Source organism: Litoreibacter halocynthiae, from assembly GCF_004365635.1.
Lineage (GTDB): Bacteria > Pseudomonadota > Alphaproteobacteria > Rhodobacterales > Rhodobacteraceae > Litoreibacter > Litoreibacter halocynthiae.
Map to the genome: position 1 here is coordinate 873,388 of NZ_SOBH01000001.1, position 21,717 is coordinate 895,104.

14 protein-coding genes are annotated in these 21,717 nt (G+C 57.3%); 8 read left to right on the forward strand and 6 right to left on the reverse strand.

From position 1 onward, the window contains the following. Positions 1–17 precede the first annotated feature (17 nt). Both BDE40_RS04315 and BDE40_RS04320 read left to right on the forward strand, forming a co-directional pair. Complete coding sequence (locus BDE40_RS04315) at positions 18–1,349, forward strand: sigma-54-dependent transcriptional regulator (protein WP_134013150.1); 1,332 nt, start codon at positions 18–20, stop codon at positions 1,347–1,349. Between the two features lie 452 nt (positions 1,350–1,801). Then, a complete protein-coding gene (locus BDE40_RS04320; RefSeq protein ID WP_134013152.1) occupies positions 1,802–4,582 on the forward strand; it encodes an Rne/Rng family ribonuclease in 2,781 nt (926 codons plus the stop codon). 48 nt (positions 4,583–4,630) lie between these two features. Here BDE40_RS04320 and BDE40_RS04325 read toward each other — a convergent pair whose 3' ends face one another. Continuing rightward, on the reverse strand, positions 4,631–5,974 hold the full coding sequence (locus tag BDE40_RS04325; protein ID WP_246030355.1) for a M48 family metalloprotease: 1,344 nt from the start codon (positions 5,972–5,974) through the stop codon (positions 4,631–4,633). An 80-nt stretch (positions 5,975–6,054) separates the two neighbouring features. Between BDE40_RS04325 and BDE40_RS04330 the strand changes: the two genes are divergently transcribed. From BDE40_RS04330 to prfB, 4 genes are all read left to right on the forward strand, one after another. Then, entirely contained in the window at positions 6,055–7,191 is a 1,137-nt protein-coding gene (locus BDE40_RS04330; RefSeq protein WP_134013154.1) for a pyridoxal phosphate-dependent aminotransferase, read from the forward strand. 61 nt (positions 7,192–7,252) lie between these two features. Further along, on the forward strand, positions 7,253–8,449 hold the full coding sequence (locus tag BDE40_RS04335) for an N-acetylmuramoyl-L-alanine amidase (protein WP_134013156.1): 1,197 nt from the start codon (positions 7,253–7,255) through the stop codon (positions 8,447–8,449). Between the two features lie 121 nt (positions 8,450–8,570). Next, positions 8,571–11,093: a penicillin-binding protein 1A gene (locus BDE40_RS04340; RefSeq protein ID WP_134013157.1), complete on the forward strand. Its 2,523-nt coding sequence runs from the start codon at positions 8,571–8,573 to the stop codon at positions 11,091–11,093. A 109-nt stretch (positions 11,094–11,202) separates the two neighbouring features. Beyond that, on the forward strand, positions 11,203–12,330 hold the full coding sequence (gene prfB / locus BDE40_RS04345) for a peptide chain release factor 2 (RefSeq protein ID WP_134013159.1): 1,128 nt from the start codon (positions 11,203–11,205) through the stop codon (positions 12,328–12,330). Positions 12,331–12,336: 6 nt separating this feature from the next. Here the strand turns inward: prfB and BDE40_RS04350 are convergent, their stop codons facing one another. The 5 genes from BDE40_RS04350 to bcp form a co-directional block, all read right to left on the reverse strand. Then, positions 12,337–13,734 (reverse strand): MFS transporter, encoded by a 1,398-nt coding sequence (locus tag BDE40_RS04350; RefSeq protein WP_162848024.1) that lies wholly within the window; start codon positions 13,732–13,734, stop codon positions 12,337–12,339. Between the two features lie 84 nt (positions 13,735–13,818). Beyond that, the gene (locus BDE40_RS04355) at positions 13,819–14,355 is read right to left on the reverse strand and encodes a bactofilin family protein (protein ID WP_134013164.1); all 537 of its coding nucleotides are present in this window, start codon (positions 14,353–14,355) and stop codon (positions 13,819–13,821) included. Next, positions 14,345–15,691 carry a M23 family metallopeptidase gene (locus BDE40_RS04360; RefSeq protein ID WP_134013166.1) on the reverse strand — a complete coding sequence of 449 codons (1,347 nt, stop codon included), beginning with the start codon at positions 15,689–15,691 and terminating at the stop codon, positions 14,345–14,347. Before BDE40_RS04360 ends, BDE40_RS04355 begins: the two co-directional genes overlap by 11 nt. A 174-nt stretch (positions 15,692–15,865) precedes the next feature. After that, entirely contained in the window at positions 15,866–16,684 is an 819-nt protein-coding gene (locus BDE40_RS04365) for a ferritin-like domain-containing protein (protein ID WP_246030356.1), read from the reverse strand. Further along, complete coding sequence (gene bcp / locus BDE40_RS04370) at positions 16,681–17,142, reverse strand: thioredoxin-dependent thiol peroxidase (protein WP_134013168.1); 462 nt, start codon at positions 17,140–17,142, stop codon at positions 16,681–16,683. The genes BDE40_RS04365 and bcp overlap by 4 nt, the downstream gene beginning before the upstream one ends. A 113-nt stretch (positions 17,143–17,255) precedes the next feature. Between bcp and BDE40_RS04375 the strand changes: the two genes are divergently transcribed. Both BDE40_RS04375 and queA read left to right on the forward strand, forming a co-directional pair. After that, positions 17,256–20,618, forward strand: a complete 3,363-nt coding sequence (locus BDE40_RS04375) for a DUF3971 domain-containing protein (protein ID WP_134013170.1) — start codon at positions 17,256–17,258, stop codon at positions 20,616–20,618. Positions 20,619–20,628: 10 nt separating this feature from the next. Further along, positions 20,629–21,666 (forward strand): tRNA preQ1(34) S-adenosylmethionine ribosyltransferase-isomerase QueA, encoded by a 1,038-nt coding sequence (gene queA / locus BDE40_RS04380; protein ID WP_134013172.1) that lies wholly within the window; start codon positions 20,629–20,631, stop codon positions 21,664–21,666. Positions 21,667–21,717 lie beyond the last annotated feature (51 nt).

Sequence of the window (21,717 nt, forward strand, 5' to 3'; positions counted from 1 at the left end):
GCAAAAGGAGCCAGCACATGGCCAACGCATTGAAAATTGCAATTGTCGACGATGAACAGGACATGCGTCAGTCTATTTCCCAGTGGCTTGCGCTTTCCGGCTACGACACCGAGACATTCTCTAGCGCGGAGGATGCGTTGAAGGGCATCGGCAGCGACTATCCCGGTATCGTGGTAAGCGACATCAAGATGCCCGGCATGGACGGTATGCAGTTCCTTAAACGTCTGATGAGCCAGGACAGCGCTTTGCCCGTCATCATGATCACCGGCCACGGTGATGTTCCGATGGCGGTGGAGGCGATGCGCGTCGGGGCGTTCGACTTTCTCGAGAAGCCGTTTAACCCCGACCGCATGACGCAGCTTGCCAAGCGCGCCACCATTTCGCGACGTCTGACATTGGACAACCGCGCGCTGCGTCGGGAATTATCGGATGGCGCTGCATTGATGCGCAAGCTGATAGGCTCTTCGCCCGTGATGGAGCGTCTGCGCGAGGATGTTCTTGATCTGGGGCAGGCAGACGGTCATGTGCTGATTGACGGTGAGACCGGAACTGGCAAGACCTTGATCGCCCATGCGCTTCACGCAGTAGGGCCGCGCGCAGGTAAGAAGTTCGTAACCCTAAGCTGTGCCGCTTTTGACGAGGCCTCTTTGTCGAAGAAGTTGTTTGATCCTGTCGTCGAAGGTGAAGAGCTTCCGTTGGTCGAGCAGGCGCGCGGCGGTACCTTGGTGCTGGAAGACATCGAAGCTCTGCCAGGAACGCTGCAAGCGCGGTTGTTGCAGTTGATTAACGAGCAGGGCAGCCCTGCCGAGACGCGGATCATCGCAATCTGCAACACCCAAGAGCAGGATAAAACCTGCGAAGACCTGATCCGTGCCGACCTGTATTACCGCCTAGCTGCAATGAAGATCACCATCCCTCCGCTACGCCAGCGAGGCGAGGATATTTTGACATTGTTTAACCGCTTTGGAGAGCAATTCGGCGAGGAATACGGCTCTGACGCGCCGGAAGTATCCGCGCAAGAAGCAGCTCAGCTGTTGCAGGCTCCATGGCCCGGCAACGTGCGCCAGCTCATCAACGTCGCAGAACGTGCTGTTCTGCAAAACCGCCGCGGTTCAGGCTCGATTGCGTCCTTGCTGATGGCCGATAACTCGGAGATGGGGCCGGTGGTGACGACCGAAGGTAAACCGCTCAAGGAGTACGTTGAAGCATTCGAGCGGATGTTGATCGATAACACAATGCGCCGCCACAAAGGCTCTATCGCGAGTGTCATGGACGAGTTGTGTTTGCCGCGCCGGACTTTGAACGAAAAGATGGCAAAGTACGGATTGCAAAGGGCAGACTACGTCTAAGCTGCCTGCCACATGTAATCGCAAAATGTGAGTAATCTGTCACAACGGCGATTGTTCATTGTAATCGACATGCAAACAATACTATGTGTTGAAGACGGCTCGGTGCCCCGAACAGGCGCATTGGACGGTTAGAGTTTCACTGCAGCTATGCTCGAAGGACAAAACGAGCTCAAGCACCGCAGGATTGACGGCCCTTTTCGGGCCATCGCCGCTGGCTCGCAAAACGCGCCGTGGCACCATTCGTAAGGCCAGCACCAGCAATAGGTCATGGTCGGAGACAAGAACGCGATGAGACGCGACAGGCACAGCAACGGACATAATGGCGGGGGAGTCCTCTCGTCACATGCCGTTTTGCAGCCATCCGCGTCCAGGCTCGCCCAAACAAGACATCCCGTTAACAATGCCGCGCCCCCCGGGGCGTGTTTGTCGTTGGCCAGATGCAATCGGAAAACATGGCTAAGAAAATGCTTATCGACGCCACCCACGCGGAAGAGACCCGCGTCGTGGTGGCAGACGGAAACAAAGTTGATGAATTTGACTTTGAATCGGAAAACAAACGCCAGCTAGCTGGCAATATCTATCTTGCAAAAGTTACTCGGGTAGAGCCGTCGCTTCAGGCGGCCTTTGTGGACTATGGTGGAAACCGCCATGGCTTCCTTGCTTACTCGGAAATTCATCCGGACTACTACCAGATCCCGATGGCTGACCGTCAGGCGCTGATCGACGAAGAGCTGGAATATGCCCGCCAACAAGCGGAAGAGGATGAAAAACCGAAGAAGTCTTCGCGCTCTCGGTCCCGTTCCCGCTCTCGGTCGCAGAAGTCCAAGACTGACGATGCGGTGGTGACCGAAGAGGTCAAGGAACCGATTTCGGAAGAGGCGACAACGGAGGCTGTCGAAGCCGAAGCCAGTACGTCTGACGCGGAAGCTCAGGCTCCGGTTGAAGCAAGCGAAGCTGAAATCACATCGACCGAAGCCGAAGTGGCACCTGCAATTCCGGGCATGGATGTGGTCGATCTGAACAGCGACGCAGAAGCCAGCGACGACGATAACGATGACGATGACGACGAAGAAACCTCGGCCTCGGAAAACCACAATATCGAAAGTGTCGCTCAGGAAGATGTGATTGAGGAAATCCGCCAGCCGCGCAAACCACGCGCCAAGCGGTACAAAATCCAGGAGGTTATCAAAGTTCGTCAAATCCTGCTGGTTCAGGTGGTTAAAGAAGAGCGCGGCAACAAAGGTGCGGCACTCACAACCTACCTGTCTTTGGCTGGCCGGTACTGCGTCTTGATGCCGAACACCGCACGTGGCGGTGGCATTTCCCGCAAGATCACCAACGCTGCCGACCGCAAGAAACTCAAAGAGATCGCCAACGAGATCGATGTGCCCTTGGGTGCTGGTTTGATTGTGCGCACGGCTGGGTCGCAACGCACCAAGACCGAGATCAAGCGCGACTATGAATACCTGCAACGCCAATGGGAGCAGGTGCGTGAGCTGACGCTGAAATCAATTGCTCCGGCGCAGATTTACGAAGAAGGCGATCTGATCAAACGGTCTATCCGCGACCTTTACAACAAAGACATCGACGAGGTTTTTGTCGAAGGTGAAGCCGGCTATCGTGTGGCCAAGGACTTCATGCGCATGATTATGCCGTCTCACGCCAAATTCGTGAAACGCTATACCGATCCGATGCCGTTGTTCGCACGTCATCAGGTGGAATCGTACCTGTCAGGGATGTTCAATCCAACGGTTCAATTGCCGTCTGGCGGCTATATTGTGATCGACACCACAGAAGCGCTTGTCGCGGTGGACGTGAACTCTGGTCGCGCCACAAAAGAAGGCTCGATCGAACAGACTGCACTGAAAACCAACCTAGAGGCCGCCGCAGAGGTCGCCCGTCAGATGCGTCTGCGTGACCTCGCGGGCCTGATTGTTATCGACTTCATCGACATGGATGAACGTCGCAACAACACTGCCGTCGAGAAGCTGTTGAAGGACAAGTTGAAAACAGACCGTGCACGCATTCAGGTCGGGCGTATCTCCGGCTTCGGCCTATTGGAAATGTCGCGTCAGCGTCTGCGTCCGGGCATGTTGGAAGCCTCCACACAGCCTTGCCCTGCCTGTCATGGGACTGGCTTGATCCGCTCTGATGACAGCCTTGCATTGACCATCCTGCGCCAGTTGGAAGAAGAGGGTACGCGCAAGCGGTCGAAGGAAGTTCTGCTCAAGGCGCCGATTGCGGTCATCAACTATCTGATGAACGAAAAGCGCGAGCATGTGGCCCAGATTGAAAGCCGTTACAACATGGCCGTGCGACTGGAAGCTGATGCGCATCTGGTCAGCCCGGACTACACCATCGAGAAGTTCAAAACTGCGACACGGGTGATCAACGCTATTGCCTCGAACGTCGTGTCGATGGACAGCATCGACATGTCTGACATCGACGAGATGGAAGACGAAGTCGAAGCTGAAGTTGAAACAGCCGAGGTCGTCGCAGAAGCAGATGCGCCAGAGTTGGACGAAAACGGGAACCCGAAAAAGAAAAAGCGCCGTCGTCGTCGGGGTGGGCGTGGCCGCTCCAAGTCATCCTCCAATCGTTCCGAAGATGGCTCCGGAGAGAACGGTGAAGACAATGGCGACGTGAAAGCTGACAGTGATACAGCGGACGCCCCAGCGGCAAAAGCGGATGTCACGGATGAGGCCAAGCCGGAAGATGGCGAGAAGCCGAAATCAAGGTCGCGTTCGCGCAGCCGGTCTAAATCTTCCGCCAAAGCTGAAGAGACCAAGACTGAGGAAGCCGTGACCGAAAGCGCAGATGCGAAATCGGAACCGACACCTGAAGTCGAAGCTGAAGCTGAGACGAAGCCGAAGAAACGCACCAGCTCACGATCTCGCTCCAAAAAGACCGAGGATGCACCTGTTGCAGAGGCCGCTGTTGAAGTGTCGGAAGATGCTCCTGCTGAAAAGCCGAAAAAGACCAGCACGCGCAAACCTCGAGCGAAGTCGACCAAGACGAAGACTGATGAGGCAACGACAGCCATAGCAGCGGAGCCCGCAGCGGCTGAACCCTCTACGATTGTTGCAGATGAGGAAACTCCGGCGGAGCCAAAGCCCAAGAAGACCCGCACACGGGTTTCGAAGCCGAAGCCTGTTGAAGAGGTCGCGGAAGCAGCACCGACGGCAGAGGCTGAAAAGCCGAAGCGCAAAGGCTGGTGGTCCCTCGGGCGCTAACTTACGCAGTTCTACATGAGAAAAGGTCGGGCAATCGCCCGGCCTTTTTTATTTGCGCTTCTTTTTGCGTTTGGGAGCCGCTTCGGCAGAGGAAAGAATGTCTTGCGCACGTAGCCAGCCGGACGAGCCACGGGGCAGGGCGCCCATAGCGCGTTTCGCGTGAATGGCTGCGTCATCGAACCGACCCAGCACGGCATAGCGCTCCGCCGTTGCAACGGATGCCATGGCGTTCTGTCCATTCTTTGCATAGGCCAGCGCGAGATTGCGAAGCATCTGCGGATCGCCGGGATCGCGTGACCTTGCACTTGTCAGGATGGTCAGGGCCTGTTTGGCTGCACCACTGGAGCCTTGCGCCAGCAATGCGCGACCCAATCCGGATTCGATCAACGGCTCCCGTGGCGCTAATGCCATTGCTTGCTTGTAAGAGCCCACGGCGGCGTTGAACTGGCGGGCTTCCAACAAGATTTGCCCCTTTAGCTCATGATAGTAAGGATCACGCGGGCGCATTTTCAGCAAAGCGTTCATCTCGGCCAACGCTTTTTTCAGGTTTGGCGTTTTGTGATAGGCGATGGCGCGTCGCAATGTGGCGATCTCGCCATTCCCTTTGCTTTCACTGCGGCGCAGAACGGAACGCGGATTGCGCAGGAACCCGTTGAGTTTGGCCGACATGCGCGCGTACCAATAACTTGCCTCGGGTGTGGTCGGTTGGGAGCGTTTCTTGTAGCTTGCGGCAAAGCCTTTTACCGCGCGAAGCCGATCTTGGGTCAGAGGGTGCGTCCGCGCATAAGGGTCTTGCCTGCCCGGGCGCAAGGCCTCCTGACCTCTGAATATCTGCAAAATGTCGACCATCGCGGAAGGATCCAGCCCGGCACTGCCCATATAACGCATCGCGGATTGGTCCGCCGACGATTCCTCGGCACGGGTATGGGCGAAGAACCGCCGCGCGGCGGAACTGCTGGTTCCTGCGGCCAGTCCGACCGCTGCATCCCCATTCCCGCCGATCGCTGCGGCCGCAGCCAAGGCCATACCAATGGCAGTGACACGGCCAGCAACGCGCGCATTGGTTGCGCGGCGGGTGAGGTGGCCGTTCGCAATATGGGCCAATTCATGCGCAATCACCGCTTGCAGAGCTTCAGGACGGTTGAGCTTCATGATCAGCCCCGAATGGATGAAGACGTGATTTGCGTCGACCACAAACGCGTTGAGTTTCGGGTCATTGATCACCAAGACCCGAATGCGGCCCGAGCCGAATCCGGCGGACCGCAGTACGGGTTTTGCAAGTTGCTGGAGCGCTTGTTCAATTTCAGCATCGCGGATCAGGCTGGCAGAATAGGCAGGCGCTGACGTCAAAGAAGCTATGAAGATCAACAGCAGGTGGCGCAAAAGTTTCAATACAGAGTCCCTTCCAGTGATTGACCCCGAGCGCGGGGACTGGTTTGAAGCGCAAAACACCGCAACCCTGCGAGGATATCATGCGAAGTTCAAGTCGTGGCGACGTCGATCCGTTCATTGTTATGGATGTCATGGAACAAGCCCGCCGTCTGGAGCAGGCGGGCCGTTCAATCATCCACATGGAAGTGGGACAACCCGGTACACCTGCACCCAAAGCTGCGCGCGCAGCCTTGGCGCGTGCGATGGACGACGGTGCCCTCGGCTACACTGTCGCCCTTGGCCTACCGGAGCTGCGTCAGGGCATCGCCGCGCTCTATGCGGACTGGTATGGCGTCGAGCTGGACCCGGCGCGCGTCGTGATCACCGCAGGGTCATCTGCTGCGTTCGTGTTGGCCTTCACCGCACTGTTCGAGGCGGGTGAGAAGGTGGGCGTTACCGAGCCGGGATACCCGTCCTACCGCCAAATCCTCAAAGCGCTTAGCTTGGACCCCTATGCCATTCCAACGCACGCCGCGGACCGACACGTCCCCGAATTGCCGGACGTTGACCTTGCGGGCCTGATCGTGGCATCGCCCGCCAACCCGACCGGAACCATGCTGTCCAAAGATGACCTTGGCGCTTTGATTGCCGCCTGTCAGGCTAAAGGCACGGCCTTCATCTCGGATGAAATCTACCATGGTGTGCAATACGAAGGCCGCGCGGTCTCGGCGTTGGAGCTGTCGGATGACGTCTATGTCATCAACTCGTTCTCCAAGTATTTTTCAATGACCGGCTGGCGCTTGGGGTGGATGGTGGTACCCGAAGGTCACGTGCGCCGGATCGAGCGGTTGGCTCAGAATATGTTCATATGTGCACCGCACGCAGCCCAGATCGCAGCGCTCGGTGCTTTGGGCGCACGGGACGAAACCGAAGCAATGCTTGCGAATTACAGGGAAAACCGCCGCTTGATGCTGGATGGTCTGCCCAAGGCGGGCTTCGACAAGATCGCGCCGCCGGACGGGGCATTCTACATCTACGCAGATGTATCAGACCTGAGGCAGGACAGCCGCGCCTTCGCCGCCGAGATATTGGAGCAGGCCGGAGTGGCGGTCACGCCGGGTCTGGATTTCGATCCGGTGCGAGGCCACACAACATTGCGGTTTTCTTATGCGCGCAGCACGGATGATATCGCCGAAGGCATAAAGCGCCTGACATCGTTTATGGCGCAGCGCGGGTAATTCGGGCCTTCGCCAGTCTGAGGAATCCTGTTAGGATGCCTTCAAAATAATAAAGGCGGTCATGAGCAGGCTGATCTCACTCATTGCACTGGCGTCCCTTGGGATGACCATGAGCGCTGCGTCGCAAGACCTGCGCGCGCTTGCTCGTGTCGACATGGATGCGTCGCGCGTGACTGACAACCGTGGTAGCACAACCTTGTCTCTGGCGTTGACACAAGCGGTGCCGTACCGCGTTCAGGTTTTCGATGCGCCCAACAGGATTGCGGTGGATTTTCGCGAAGTCTCCTTTGAGGCCGATCTGTCAGGATTGGATATGTCAGACCGCATTGCTGAACTTCGCGCCGGAACAATCCGCGATGGCTGGTCGCGCCTCGTGATGGAGTTATCCGAGCCGATGCTGGTCGAGAATGCCGGTATGCAAACCGACCCCCAAGACGGGGACGCAGTCATCACGGTAACCCTTGCCCCGACCACCCAGAGCGATTTCTCGGAGCACGCAAAATCCACGGTGACAAAGCTGACGGCTTGGCAGCAGGAGCAACTTGCGAACACAGGCGAGACCCGCCGAATGGTTGTTGTTGATCCGGGCCATGGTGGAGTCGACCCGGGTGCACAGCGGGCGGGTGTGGATGAGGCCGATCTTATGCTTCAATTCGCGCGGGAACTGCGCGAGCAACTTCTGCGCACTGGTCGCTATGATGTCATCATGACGCGAGAGGATGACAGTTTTGTTTCACTGCCTCAGAGGGTTTCGCTGGCCCGCGCGGCGGGGGCTGATGTATTTATCTCGCTGCATGCCGATGCACTGGCAGAGGGGCGGGCTACCGGGACGACCATTTACACCTTGTCCGATGAGGCCTCTGACGAGGCATCTGCCAATCTGGCGGAGCGGCAGGACCGCACGGATATCCTTGCCGGCGTCGATCTGACAGCACAAGACGACCAGATCGCAACCGTTTTGATGGACTTGGCGCGGCGTGAAACGACACCGCGCACTGACCGGCTGGCCGAAGCGCTGGTTGACGGGTTGCGCAATACGTTGGGCAAGCTTCACAAGCGGCCCCGTCTAGAGGCTGGGTTCTCGGTGCTGAAAGCCCCTGATATTCCATCGGTTCTAATCGAGTTGGGCTTTATGTCTTCCGAAAGGGATCTGGACCGGCTGCAAGATCAGGTGTGGCGTAGTCAGGCTGCGGCTGGAATCGTTGACGCGCTCGACCTTTGGGCGCTGGAAGACGACGCAATCGCGGCTGGTCGATGATGATCGCGCCAAAACGTGATCGAAACTGGCCGGTTTTAGCCTGTTTTCCCCCCTTGGGTGTTTTGACCTCGGGCGGTGCTGCACATATATGTTGTTCAACATGCTTTTGGGGGCAGAACTAATGCTGCGCGCGATTCTTTCCTTTTTCGGGTCGATCTTCAGTCTGATCTGCATCGGTGCCTTCGCGGTAGCGCTGCTGATTGGTGCGATCTTCTTTATGTATTCGCGCGATTTGCCCGACACCGACACGTTGGCTCAGTATTCTCCGCCGACCATCAGTCGCATCTATTCGGGTCAGGGCGCACTGATTGACGAATTTGCCCAAGAACGACGCTTGTTTGCACCTGCGAATGAAATCCCTGACATTGTGAAGCAGGCGTTTATCTCGGCAGAGGACAAGTATTTTTACACGCATAAGGGCTATGATCCTCTGGGGATGGCCAAGGCTGCGTTGGATGCCGCGCAGGGTGGGCGTCTTCGTGGGGCGTCAACGATCACGCAGCAGGTCATGAAAAACTTCCTGCTTTCTGGCGACCGGTCCGCTGAACGCAAGATCAAGGAATTGATCCTCGCGTCGCGGATTGAAGGCACGCTGAGCAAAGACAAAATTCTGGAACTCTATCTGAACGAGATTTTTCTGGGCCAGAACAGTTTCGGCGTAGCAGCTGCAGCTCAAACCTATTTCAACAAAACGTTGTCAGAGCTAAATGTAGAAGAAGCGGCCTACCTTGCGGTTCTTCCCAAAGCTCCATCGCGCTATCACCCCGTTCGCGAAGCCGAACGCGCGACTGGACGGCGTAACTTCGTGCTGCGTGAAATGTTCGAGAACGGCTACATCTCGGAAGATGACTACAAGGTTGCGCGCGAAAAACCCTTGTCGACCGTACAAAGCGGCAGCTTTGCGGACTTCAAGTCAGAACTGCCCGATCGGGATTACTTCACCGATGAAATCCGTCGCCAGTTGTCCAAAGACTTTGGCGAGGAGGAGTTTTTTGGTGGCGGTTTGACCATTCGCGCCACGGTTGATCGCGAATTGCAGGAAGAGGCAGCAAGTTCCCTACGCCGAGCGCTTGAAAGCTATGACCGGGGCCGCCGCGTATTTCACCGTGTGAAGGCGAAGATTGAGCCCGAAAAGCTGGCAGGTGACGGATGGCGCGAAGCTTTGAACGACACTGTGTTCCCGCGGGACATCGAAGGTTGGAGCGTTGCCGTGGTGCTGGGGTTCGACGGGGCGAATGCGACCGTCGGTGTGGAAGGTGCTGGTGAAGAAGGTAGCATTTTGGGCGCGGACGTCAAATGGGCGCGACCAAGGCTGGAAGACGGCAAGCTGGGCAAAGCGTCGGCGAATGCAGACAGTTTGTTGGATGTTGGCGACATTATCCATGTCCGCCCGCGTGACGATGGCACATGGTCATTGCGGCAGGTGCCGGAAGTGCAGGGCGGCTTTATGGCGATGGATGTGAACACGGGCCGTGTTCTGGCGATGCAGGGCGGTTTCTCCTACCAAGCCTCTGTATTTAACCGTGCGACGCAAGCCACCCGCCAACCGGGTTCGAGCTTCAAACCGTTCGTCTATGCCGCGGCGCTGGACAGTGGTTTTTCACCGAACACGATTATCGTCGACGCCCCGATCGAGATCAACACACCTCAGGGCTTGTGGCGTCCAAAGAATGCCTCCAACCGCTTTTACGGTCCAGCACCTGTGCGCACAGGGATCGAGCAATCGCGCAACCTGATGACCATTCGTCTGGCTCAGGAAATCGGCATGGATACAGTCGCGAGCTATGCAGAGCGGTTTGGTGTTTATGACGACATGAACCCGTTCCTGTCGAATGCCCTCGGGGCGCAGGAAACCACTTTGTTGAAGATGGTGACGGCTTATGCGATGTTCGCCAATGGCGGCGAGCGGGTTGAGCCGACCTTGGTCGACCGCGTGCAAGATCGCTGGGGCCGCACGGTGTACCGGCATGACAAACGGTCCTGCGAGGATTGCCAGCTTGCATCACTTGATCCGAATTTTGCACCGACCATTACCTCCAGCCGTGAGCGGGTGATGGATGCGATTACAGCTTATCAATTGACCTCGATGATGCAGGGCGTTGTCCAGCGCGGGACGGCGCGGAAAACCGTGAACCTGAGCGTGCCGACTGCTGGTAAAACCGGCACAACCAACGACGCCAAAGATGTCTGGTTTGTGGGCTTCACCTCGAACATCGTGGCGGGCTGCTATATTGGTTATGACCGACCACGCGGCCTTGGCCGGGGGGCAAGCGGTGGTGGCATGTGTGGGCCAGTGTTCAACCGGTTCATGAAGAAGGCGACGGCCAAATATGGCGGCGGGAAGTTCGACGTGCCGCCGGGTGGTTATTTCGTCAAGATTGACCGTTTTACCGGTGCCGTCTTGCCCGCAAACGCAAGTGGCGACCATGTCGTGGTTGAGTATTTCCGCGATGGCGAGGAGCCGGCATACGGGCTTGGCGCAATCATCGACGGTGGCTTTGCCATGGGGTCGAACCTGAACTTGTTCACACGCGGATCCGACGATGTGACAGCGGTGACCGAGGTGACTACATCCACGGGTAAGAAGGCGGTTATTCCAAAGCGGGCGAACTTCGGCACTTTGAGTGCGGGCGGGTTGTATTAAATCCCCCTGCGCCTCCGGCGGGAATATTTTTGCCAAGATGAAGCCTGCTTGCGTGGCGGCGGGCTGTGGCCTATCACCTTGATCTAACTAAAATTACGGGACTATCCTTATGCGCGCGGACGCTCAGAACAATGTGGATGCTATCGAGAAATCCCTGGCTTTGTTGCGCCAGCGGATGGATTGGGAAACAGCTGCGTACCGCCTGGAAGAGTTCAACGCGCGGGTCGAGGACCCGAACCTTTGGGACGATGCCGAGGCAGCCCAGAAACTGATGCGCGACCGTCAATCGCTGGTTGATGCGATAGATAGCTATTCGAGCATGAAACAAGAGCTCGACGACAATGTCGAGTTGATCGAACTTGGTGAGATGGAAGGTGATGCTGACGTCGTCACCGAAGCGGAGACTGCGCTAGTGAAGCTGAAAGAGCGGTCTGCGGCGGCGGAGTTGGAAGCGCTGCTAAATGGCGAAGCGGATGCCAACGACACATTTCTGGAGATCAACGCCGGGGCCGGGGGCACCGAGAGCTGTGACTGGGCGTCCATGCTGGCGCGCATGTATACCAGATGGGCTGAAAAGCGTGGCTACAAGGTAGAGCTGCAATCCATGTCGCCTGGTGACGAGGCAGGGATCAAATCCGTTGCCTACAAAATCAGCGGCCACAACGCGTATGGCTGGTTGAAATCGGAATCCGGCGTGCACCGTCTTGTGCGCATTTCGCCGTTCGACAGTGCAGCCAAGAGACATACGTCGTTTACCTCTGTTTGGGTCTATCCGGTTGTGGATGATAATATCGAGATTGACGTTAACCCGTCAGACATTCGCATTGATACGTATCGATCTTCGGGTGCGGGCGGGCAGCACGTGAACACCACGGATTCAGCCGTGCGTATTACCCACGAGCCGACAGGTATCGTCGTGACGTCGTCAGAGAAGTCACAACACCAGAACCGTGATATCGCGATGAAGGCTTTGAAATCGCGCCTCTACCAGATGGAATTGGAGCGTCGGAACGCGGCGATCAACGAAGCACATGAAAACAAGGGCGACGCTGGCTGGGGTAACCAGATCCGGTCCTATGTATTGCAGCCCTATCAGATGGTGAAAGACCTGCGCACCAACTACGAGACCTCAGACACCAAAGGTGTGCTGGACGGAGATCTTGACGGGTTCATGGGGGCAACGCTGGCGTTAGATGTCTCTGGCAAGTCCCGCGCAGAGGCGCGGGCCGAAGACTAAGCCGCGTTAGCCACGCGCTGCGCTTCGGCCGCCGATCGCGGTGATTGCCGCAGATATCAGGCAGATCACACAGGCCGCCCAAGCAACCTTGATGAAAGCTGCATTTGACGCCGCAGCATGGCCAGGGTCCTGCATAATTTCCCCGAAGGTCGCGGGCCCCTCGGCAGCGCCATACCCGATTGCCACGACGCTTCCCATAGCCGCGACGGCGATCAAGCTGGACATGCGGATCACCGCGTTGTTGATACCGGACGCCGTGCCGGTCGCATGTGGTGCGACAGAGCCCATCACAGCAGTCGACAAGGGCGCCACAACCAAGCCCATGCCGATGCCCTGTAGGCACATCGCCGGTAGAACTGCGCCCCAGAAGTTTTGCGTCGGGATGACAAGTGCTAGAGCCGCGTAACCTGCGGCCAGCACCAAGGAACCTCCCACAAGCAATGAGGTAGGACCGATGCGTCCCGCCAACCTGCCAGCATATCCTGAAAGCAGCGCGATAAATACGGAGAGAGGCGCATAGGCGGCTGATGTGGTGATTTCTGACTCGCCCCAGCCGCCGATGACGACCATGGGCAGATACATCAAGATGGCTGAGAAGGCGAAATAAATGCCGAAGGAGGCGACGTTAGCGACCGCAAAGCCACTGTTCTGAAAGAGCGATAGCGGCATCATAGGATGCGGACTTCGCGCCTCGATACGCAGAAACACAAGCATGACACCGATTCCAGCCAAACCAAGATAAAGGGACGCTTTGGAGACAGCCTCTCCGTGTTCGGCGCCGCTAAGCGCCCAAGCGATTAACCCAAGGCCCAAAACTGCCGAAACCCCGCCCGGAATGTCGATGCCGCGTTCCGGTTGGCTCGGGTCTTGCTCGACTTTTGTGAAAAGGAAGTAAAGGGCGAGTAAACCCAAGGGCAGGTTGACAGCGAATATCCAGCGCCAGACATCCGGACCGCCAACGGTTAAGGCAACGCCGCCAATGATCGGGCCGAGCGCGGAGGTCACTGCCGCTGCGGCGGCCCATGTGCCGATCGCCTTCCCCCGTTCTTCTTTCGGGTAGGCACGACTGATGAGCGCCAGAGAACCGGGCACCATGAAGGCTGCGCCCAATCCTTGAACCGCGCGGGCCGAAATTAGGAAGCTGGCAGTCGGGGCAAAGGCGCACGCCATCGAGGCGAGCACAAACAAGGCAATGCCACCGCCAAACACCCGTGCAAGGCCCAACCTGTCGCCGGCAGCCCCACCAACGAGGATCAAGGCGCTTAGGGTGAGCATGTAGGCGTTGGAAATCCACTGCGCTTCGACGAGTGAAGCCCCAAGTGACATGCGCATCGCAGGAAGTGCGATTGCGACTATCGAGCCATCAATGAACCCGAGAGAGGACGCAAGAATCGCTGCGGCCAACAGATAGGGACGGCTTTCGGGTGCGCAAAGAGGTAACGTCCTCGGATCAGCTTGGCCCAAGGACGCTTTTTCGACCATAAGATTCTAGGCTTTTGGAGTGTCAGTCGAAGCAGGGGCCGGAGAAGCAGGCTTGGCCGCTGAAGCAGCACCCGCACCCTTACCGGCACCGGTGTTGAGCGGATCGTCTTGACGTTGAACAGAGCCTTCAAAATGGGCACCGCTTTCGATCGCGATTGTCTTGTGGATGATATCACCCTCGACACGCGCCGTAGAAGTCAGGCGCACCTTCAAACCACGTACACGACCAATGACGCGGCCGTTGACGACGATGTCGTCAGCAACGATTTCACCTTTTATCACGGCGGTTTCACCAACTGTCAGCAAGTGGGCGCGGATGTCGCCCTCTACATTGCCTTCGACTTGGATGTCGCCCGTTGTCTTCATGTTGCCGGTGATTGTCAGGTCAGTCGACAATGACGATGGTGGCGCTTTGGGACGAGGTGCCGAAGCAGCGAAGTCTGGCTTTGGAGCGCTGGAAGACGAGGGGGCTGGCTTGGCTGGTGCCGAGCTGTCCTCTGCCGGTTTTGCGCTTGGGTCGTTGATTTTGCTTTTAGAAAACATCGCGTCCTGCCTTGATATAGGTCATCGGGTTGACCGGAGTTCCGTTGAGACGGACCTCGTAGTGAAGATGGGTGCCGGTGACACGGCCAGTGGCTCCCATATCACTGATACGGTCCCCACGCGATACCCTTTGACCGACTTTTACACGAATATTCGAGTTATGGGCATAGCGGGTTTCAATACCAAAGGCGTGTTTGATCTTCACAAGGCGACCATAGCCCGATTGCCAACCTGCGTGAGTCACAACTCCGTCAGCGGTTGCATAGATCGGGGTACCACGTGAGCCGGCAAAATCGACGCCTGCATGCATCCGGCGACCAGCCCCTTTCGGGTCTTTGCGATAGCCGAAGGGCGACGTGAAGCGGAAGGCGGCTTTGACCGGCATCGCCACAGGCGATTTGTCGGCTGCGATGCGGAACAGGTTGATGCGGTCCAGCTCTTTGAGCAAGCGGTTCGCGCGGGTGGATGTCTTGTCGGTTATAGTACCGCCACCGGATGTGGACATTGTTGCAGGCAGAAGCGGGCCGCCCTGGCCGGAATATCCGCGGCGCACTTCGCGCAGGATGCTCTCGGTCGGCATACCTGCAGCGCGGAACATTTTATCAAGCGGTTCCAAGGACACAGTGACTGCTTCCTCCAGCCGCGAGAAAATCTGCTCGTTGCGGTCTTCATTCATCTTCAGCGTGAAGCGCAGCTCAGCGGCAGTATCAATAGCGTCTTGGGCGTCGCGGGCGATTTGATCGCGCTCTGCAGCGGTCTGCTCCAGAGCCTCAGTCAGGAACGAGACCGAGCCGTCAGTGCTTTTGGCGCGCGCAAGAAGAGGGGCGTCGGAATTGCCATCGGCGTTGATCTGAGCGAGCAGGACTTCTGACTCGTCACGGGCTGCGTCGCGGTCTTTCATGGTTTTGCGCAATGTCGTCTGGATCACCTCGATACCGGTTTCCAGTTCGTTGCGGCGATCTTCGGAAGCAAGCAGGGACGATTGCATTTCGGAGATTTGTTCAAGCGCCACGTAGAAACGTTCATGAGCCGCCGAGGCTTCGACTGCGCGATCATCGCGCTCGTTGGACAGGGCGTTCAAACGGGCTTCGTAAATCGCGCGCTCGCGTTGCGCTTGCTCACGGGCATTGCCAGAGCTGATCGTGTCCATCAGGAAAATAGCAGTAACGACAAACGTCCAGCATGCGATTGCAGCGCCACCAAGGACGATCCCGGCCTGCATGGTCGGGCGCAAACGAATGAAGCGCGTACCTTCTTCCGATTTCAGAAAGAGGCGTTGTTCAGGCAACCTGCGTTCAAGTGCATGATCTAGTGCGCTGAAAAGACGTGTTTTCACAGTTCTACTTCCCGTTTTCCCCAGACATAAAAGCTGACTGCGGGTCCCCACCGTTCTGTCAACTTGGAGTTGCTTAAACATTGAGCGTAAACCACGCAACAATTAAGCCGCCGGATGTGACAACCTGCGTCATTTCCGCGTATTTTTGGCGGTATCTTGCCGATAGCGGCGCGTTCAGGGTTTTTGCTGATCGACCAAAGGCCAGTAAAAGTCGGGCGCGATCCCCGCTTCAGCACGTTTTTCTTCGTTGAATGGTGGCTTTAGCTGACCATGAAAGTATCGCCGGACAAGGGTGTGAAAGGTCGGTGTCGGGTCTAGATTTTCACGACCGCAAAGAAAGTGAAACCATCGCGATCCGTATGCGACATGGGCCACTTCTTCGGAGTAGATGACATCCAGGGCGTCGACGGCAGCGTGATCCTTCGCCTGCTTGAACAGCTTGATCATGCCCGGCGTCACGTCCAACCCTCGCGCCTCCAAAACCATCGGGACAACGGCAAGCCGCCCCATGATATCATTCGAGGTTTCGCTGGCCGACATCCACATGCCTGCATGTGCGGGCAACGCGCCATAGTGGCTTCCGCGCGCTTCAAGACAATCCGCCATCAGGTTGAAATGCTTGGATTCGTCATCGGCGGCCTGAACCCAGTCATCGTAGAAGCCCATCGGAAAATCTACATCCGGGAAGCGGGCGATAATGTCCCAATGCAAATCCACGGCAATGAGTTCGATATGTGCGATAGCGTGCAGCATTGCGATGCGCCCCTCCGGCGTTCCGGGTTTGCGCTGTGCGACGTCACGGGGGCTCAATAATTCAGGTTTCGACGGGCGCGCGGGCATGTCGGGCGGTTGGGCGCTGCCCAGTTCGATCTTTCGGCCATTCTTGCGCGCTGTTCGCCATTCTTCGGCAAAGCGGCGCGAGAGTGCGGTCTTCTGGCGCGGATCAGCCGTGGTGAGCACCGCGACCGACATTTCCCGCAAGCTCGTGCTCATACGGATTGCACCGCTTCGAGTACCGCTTCAACATGCCCGGGCACGCGAACCTTGCGCCATTCTTGCAGGATTTTGCCATCACTGCCGATCAAAAATGTCGAGCGCTCGATGCCCATGAAGGTTTTCCCGTACATGCTCTTCTCTTTCCACACCCCGTATTGTTCGCAGACGTCCCCTTCTGCGTCCGAGACGAGGATGACGCCCAGAGAATGCTTATCGCGGAACTTGTCATGCTTTGCAGCAGTGTCTTTGGACACACCGATGACTTCGCATCCTGCATCCTTGAAGGCTTGCAATTGCTCGGTGAACCCGATGGCCTGCTTGGTGCAACCCGGAGTGTCGTCCTTCGGGTAGAAGTACAAAACAACCTTCGAGGGCTGGAGTGCGGAAAGCGTGACAGTATCGCCACCATCACGAGGAAGGGTAAAGTCGGGGGCAAGCTCGCCAATTTGTGTCATAGGGCTTTGTCCTTTGATGTCGATTTGATGTGTCGTCGAGGGTAGGGCGCTGTATGTAAAGATAAAGGGGCGAGTGCAACTGTTTGCGCGCCCCGACTGAAAGACGAGGTGGCATGGCCGACGACGGCACGCAAAACAAGGAAGATACACTCCCCCCCGAGGCAGAGGTCGAAGGGGACAATAACGCACACCCACCCCGCACCAAGTGGCGCCACCGTAAGCCGGGGGCGGTCATGTTGTTTTTCTCGGTGTTCGGCACGCTTCTGACGTTCACTTTTTTCCTTGTGATCATTGCCTTGCTATCGGTGATGGGCCGCAGCATTGAGCTGCCGCAATGGGCTGTTGAGCAGGTTGAACAACGCCTGAACACCGAGTTAGACGGGGAACGGATTGCCTTGGCCACGATTGCAGTTGGTTTGCGGGATGACGCGTATCGCCCGACCGTCGATTTCACCGGTATCGAGGTCTACAACGCGGGTGGTGTCCCAATACTGGCATTGCCAAAATTGCGCAGTAAGCTCGACACGTCCGAACTGCTGCTTGGCCGCATCAAACTTGAAACAGTCGAAGTTCAGGGCGCAATCCTTGAGTTGAACCGTAACCAGAACGGTCAGATCGAACTTGCTTTTGGCACCCAGATGGGCGGCGCTCAGGTTAAGGCCGGGTCGATGGCCGAGGTGATGAAGCAGATTGATGACTGGCTTGACGCGCCGTGGATGGAAGAGATGGAGGAGGCGAGCGCTGAATCGCTGACGATCCGGCTGTCTGATCAGCGAACTGGCGAGGTTACAATTGTAGAGCAGGGGCAGTTGAAGCTGACCAATGGCGACAAGGTGATTGGTCTGAATGTGGCCTTTGACCTTGACCAGCCCAGCGGCCCGCCCGCGCGGCTGTTTTTTTCTGCCGATAAAGCCAAAGGCTCCGAAGGGGCACGGCTTGTCGGGAAATTCAATGATTTGCGCGCCCGCGATCTTGCGGCGCAGATCGGGGCTTTGAACTTTCTCAACGTCTTGGATGCGCCCGCTTCCGGTTCGCTGACGGCTGAAATTGATGCGGCGGGGCAGGTCGTCGGATTGGCTGGAACCTTGGATCTTGCCAAAGGGGCTTTGCGCCCGACAGAGCAGGCGAAGCCGGTGCCTTTCAACTCCTCCAAAAGCTATATCCGGTACGAGGCGGCTACGGGGCGCTTGATCTTTGATCAGATAGCACTGGATTCCCCACAGCTTCGACTAAGTGCTACCGGCCATGCGGACCTCCTCGATTTCAAGGCGGGTATCCCGCAAACTCTTTTGGGGCAGTTTCGCTTTACGAATGTCCGTCTTGCACCCGAAGGGATGTTCGAAGCCCCTGTAATCTTCCAGGAAGGCGCACTGGATTTGCGTTATCGTCCGGCGGAACTTGCCCTTGATATCGGCCAATTGGTGCTGCGCAACGAAGGGGCGGAGCTGTTGGCGGAAGGATCAGTTGACGTGTTGCCAGCGGGGTGGTCGGTTTCCCTCAATGCTGGAATTGACGAAATTGATCATGTCCGTCTGATGGCCTTGTGGCCCGAGAACGCGGTGGACAAAACGCGTAAATGGTTGATCGAGAACATCCAAGGAGGGCGCGTGAAACACGCCCATGCCGCACTTCGCGTTATACCGGAAGAACCCGTTAAGGCCGCCGTTAGCTTCGACTTTGAAGAGGCGAAGGTGAGTTATCTGAAGACCTTACCACCGATTGAGAGTGCTCATGGTTTTGCATCCATATCAGGCAACTCCTTCAACCTCAGCGTGACGGAGGGGCTAATCACCGCCCCCAGCGGCGGCGCATTGCAGGCCGGCGGGTCGGTTATGCAAATCCCGGATATGACAGCCAAGCCAGCGGTCGCGGTCTTTGATCTGACATTGGACGGCCCGCTGCCCGCGGCGCTTTATTTGTTGGATATGGAGCCGTTCGAGTTCCTGTCCAAATCCGACCTTTCCCCAGAGGTGGCAACCGGAAGCGCGGTCGTCTCGACGCGGTTGACCGTTCCACTTGAGCCGAAGGTCGAAGTCGAGGATGTCGGCTACGTGGTCTCGGCCAAGGTGAGCGATGTTGTTTCAGAGACCCTGATCAAAGGGCGTGTGTTGCGCTCTGACCAAATGAATGTATCGGCAGGCGATGGTGCCTTGTCGATCGAGGGGAAGGGTACAATTGATGGCATCCCGATGGATGTCGTCTGGTCACGCGAAATTGGCAAAGGAACCGGCAATACCAGCAAGGTCGACGGCAACATCGAACTGTCACCCCGCATGCTTGAGGCGTTTAACGTCGGCCTGCCCAAGGGCAGTGTTTCGGGGAAAGGAACTGCGAAAATGGAAATCCAGCTTGCGAAAGGGGCTGCACCGCAAGCAAAGCTGACATCGGACCTCAGAGGTGTTGGATTGTCTATTCCGGCATTGGGGTGGGCAAAATCACGCGCCTCCAATGGTTCGTTGATCTTGGATTTGACCATGGGCGACACGCCAAAGGTCAATGATGTGCGTGCTCAGGTCAGCGGTCTGGATGCGCGCGGCACTGTTTCGTTGAAGCCCAATGGTGGCGGGCTTGATAAGGCCGTGTTCACGCCGCTTAAAGTTGCCGGGCGTCTCAACTCGCGGGTCGAGATTGTCGGGCGTGGGGCGAACCGGCAACCGTTGGTGGTGATCAAGGGCGGAACGATCGACATTCGCAAGTTTGGCGTCACGACTGGGGGGAGCAGTGCGGGCGGCCCACCATTGGAATTCGCGCTCGACAGGTTGGTGGTGACCGACACCATCGCGATGGATCAGTTCCGCGGAAGCTTTCGCAATGACAGGGGGATCGACGGCACCTTCAAAGCGAACCTGAACGGCAAGGCCGCAATTTCAGGCACGGTTATTCCAACGGGAAAAGGGCCAGCGGTGCGCATCATATCGGACAACGGGGGTAGGGTCATATCCGCGACAGGCATCCTGCAAAACGTGAATGGTGGGGAGATGTCATTGACGTTGCAGCCCAATGGAAAGCCGGGTCAGTTCGACGGCGCGCTCAAGATCACAAATACGCGCGTGAAAAAAGCTCCGGCTCTGGCTGATTTGTTGTCCGCGATTAGTGTGATCGGCCTGCTGGAACAGCTCACCGGGGATGGCATTCTGTTCACCAACACCGAAGCGCGATTCTTGTTGACGCCGGGCGGTGTGACGCTCAGAAGCTCGTCCGCCGTCGGACCTTCGATGGGGATCACGATGGACGGAATTTACAATACGGGAACACGGCGAATGGATATGCGCGGGGTGGTTTCCCCGATCTATGCGGTGAATGGCTTGTTTGGGGCGTTATTCGCGCCACGCAAAGGCGAGGGACTGTTCGGGTTCAACTATACACTCAAAGGATCAGCGGACGGGCCGAAAGTGGGAGTTAATCCCTTGTCAGTTCTGACGCCGGGCATCTTCCGGGAGATATTCCGCCAGCCGCCGCCAAAACTACAAAACTGAGACAGCACTTATGAAATTGAGCGATTTCGACTTCGACCTGCCAGAGCAGCTGATTGCGACACGCCCTGCGGTGCCGCGCAGTGCGTCCAAGCTGCTTGTCGCAACACCTGACCGGATCGAGGACCGCGTGGTCACCGATCTTGTCGATTACCTACATGCGGGGGATGTGCTGGTCTTGAATGACACGAAGGTCATTCCTGCGCGTCTCTTTGGCCACCGTGAACGGGATGGAAATATCTCGAAGATGGAGGTCACGCTGTTGTCACCCACGACAGACGGAACTTGGCGGGCGTTGATAAAGCCACTTCGGAAAGTCCGCGACGGGGAGGCGATTACGTTTGCGGCCGGACTTGTGGCAGAGGTTTTGTCTCGCACCGACGGGCAAGCGGTTTTGGGGTTCAATCTGGAAGGTCAGGCGTTCGATGATGCGCTGGCGATAGCGGGACAAATGCCGTTGCCACCCTACATCGCAGCCAAGCGTGCCGCAGATGCGCAGGACAAGACCGATTATCAAACTGTCTTTGCCAAGACTTCCGGTGCCGTCGCTGCTCCGACGGCCTCTTTGCATTTCGATGCCGAACTTCTAGATCGTCTGTCCAAAGTTGGCGTCGAATTCGTGCACGTCACTTTGCACGTTGGGGCAGGCACATTTCTTCCCGTAAAGGTCGATGATGTCGAAACCCATAAGATGCACGCTGAATGGGGTCAGGTGTCCAAGCATGCTGCCGAGCGGATCAGTGCAGCCAAGGCTGAAGGACGGAGGGTGATTCCTGTCGGCACAACCGCGCTTCGGCTGATTGAAAGCGCTGCCAAGTCAAACGGAGTGATCGCACCATGGCAAGGGGAGACAGATATTTTCATTTACCCCGGATATGCGTTTCAGATCGCAGATGCGCTGATGACAAATTTCCACCTGCCAAAGTCTACCCTGATGATGCTGGTATCGGCATTGATGGGGCAGGAGCGGGTGCGACAGATCTACGACCACGCCATCTCGCAGGAGTATAGATTCTTTTCCTACGGGGACTCGTCGTTGTTGTTACCCTAGGCTTTGACGCGCGTAGGCCTTGCAGCGTCGGTGATAGGGGGCTATGCGCCC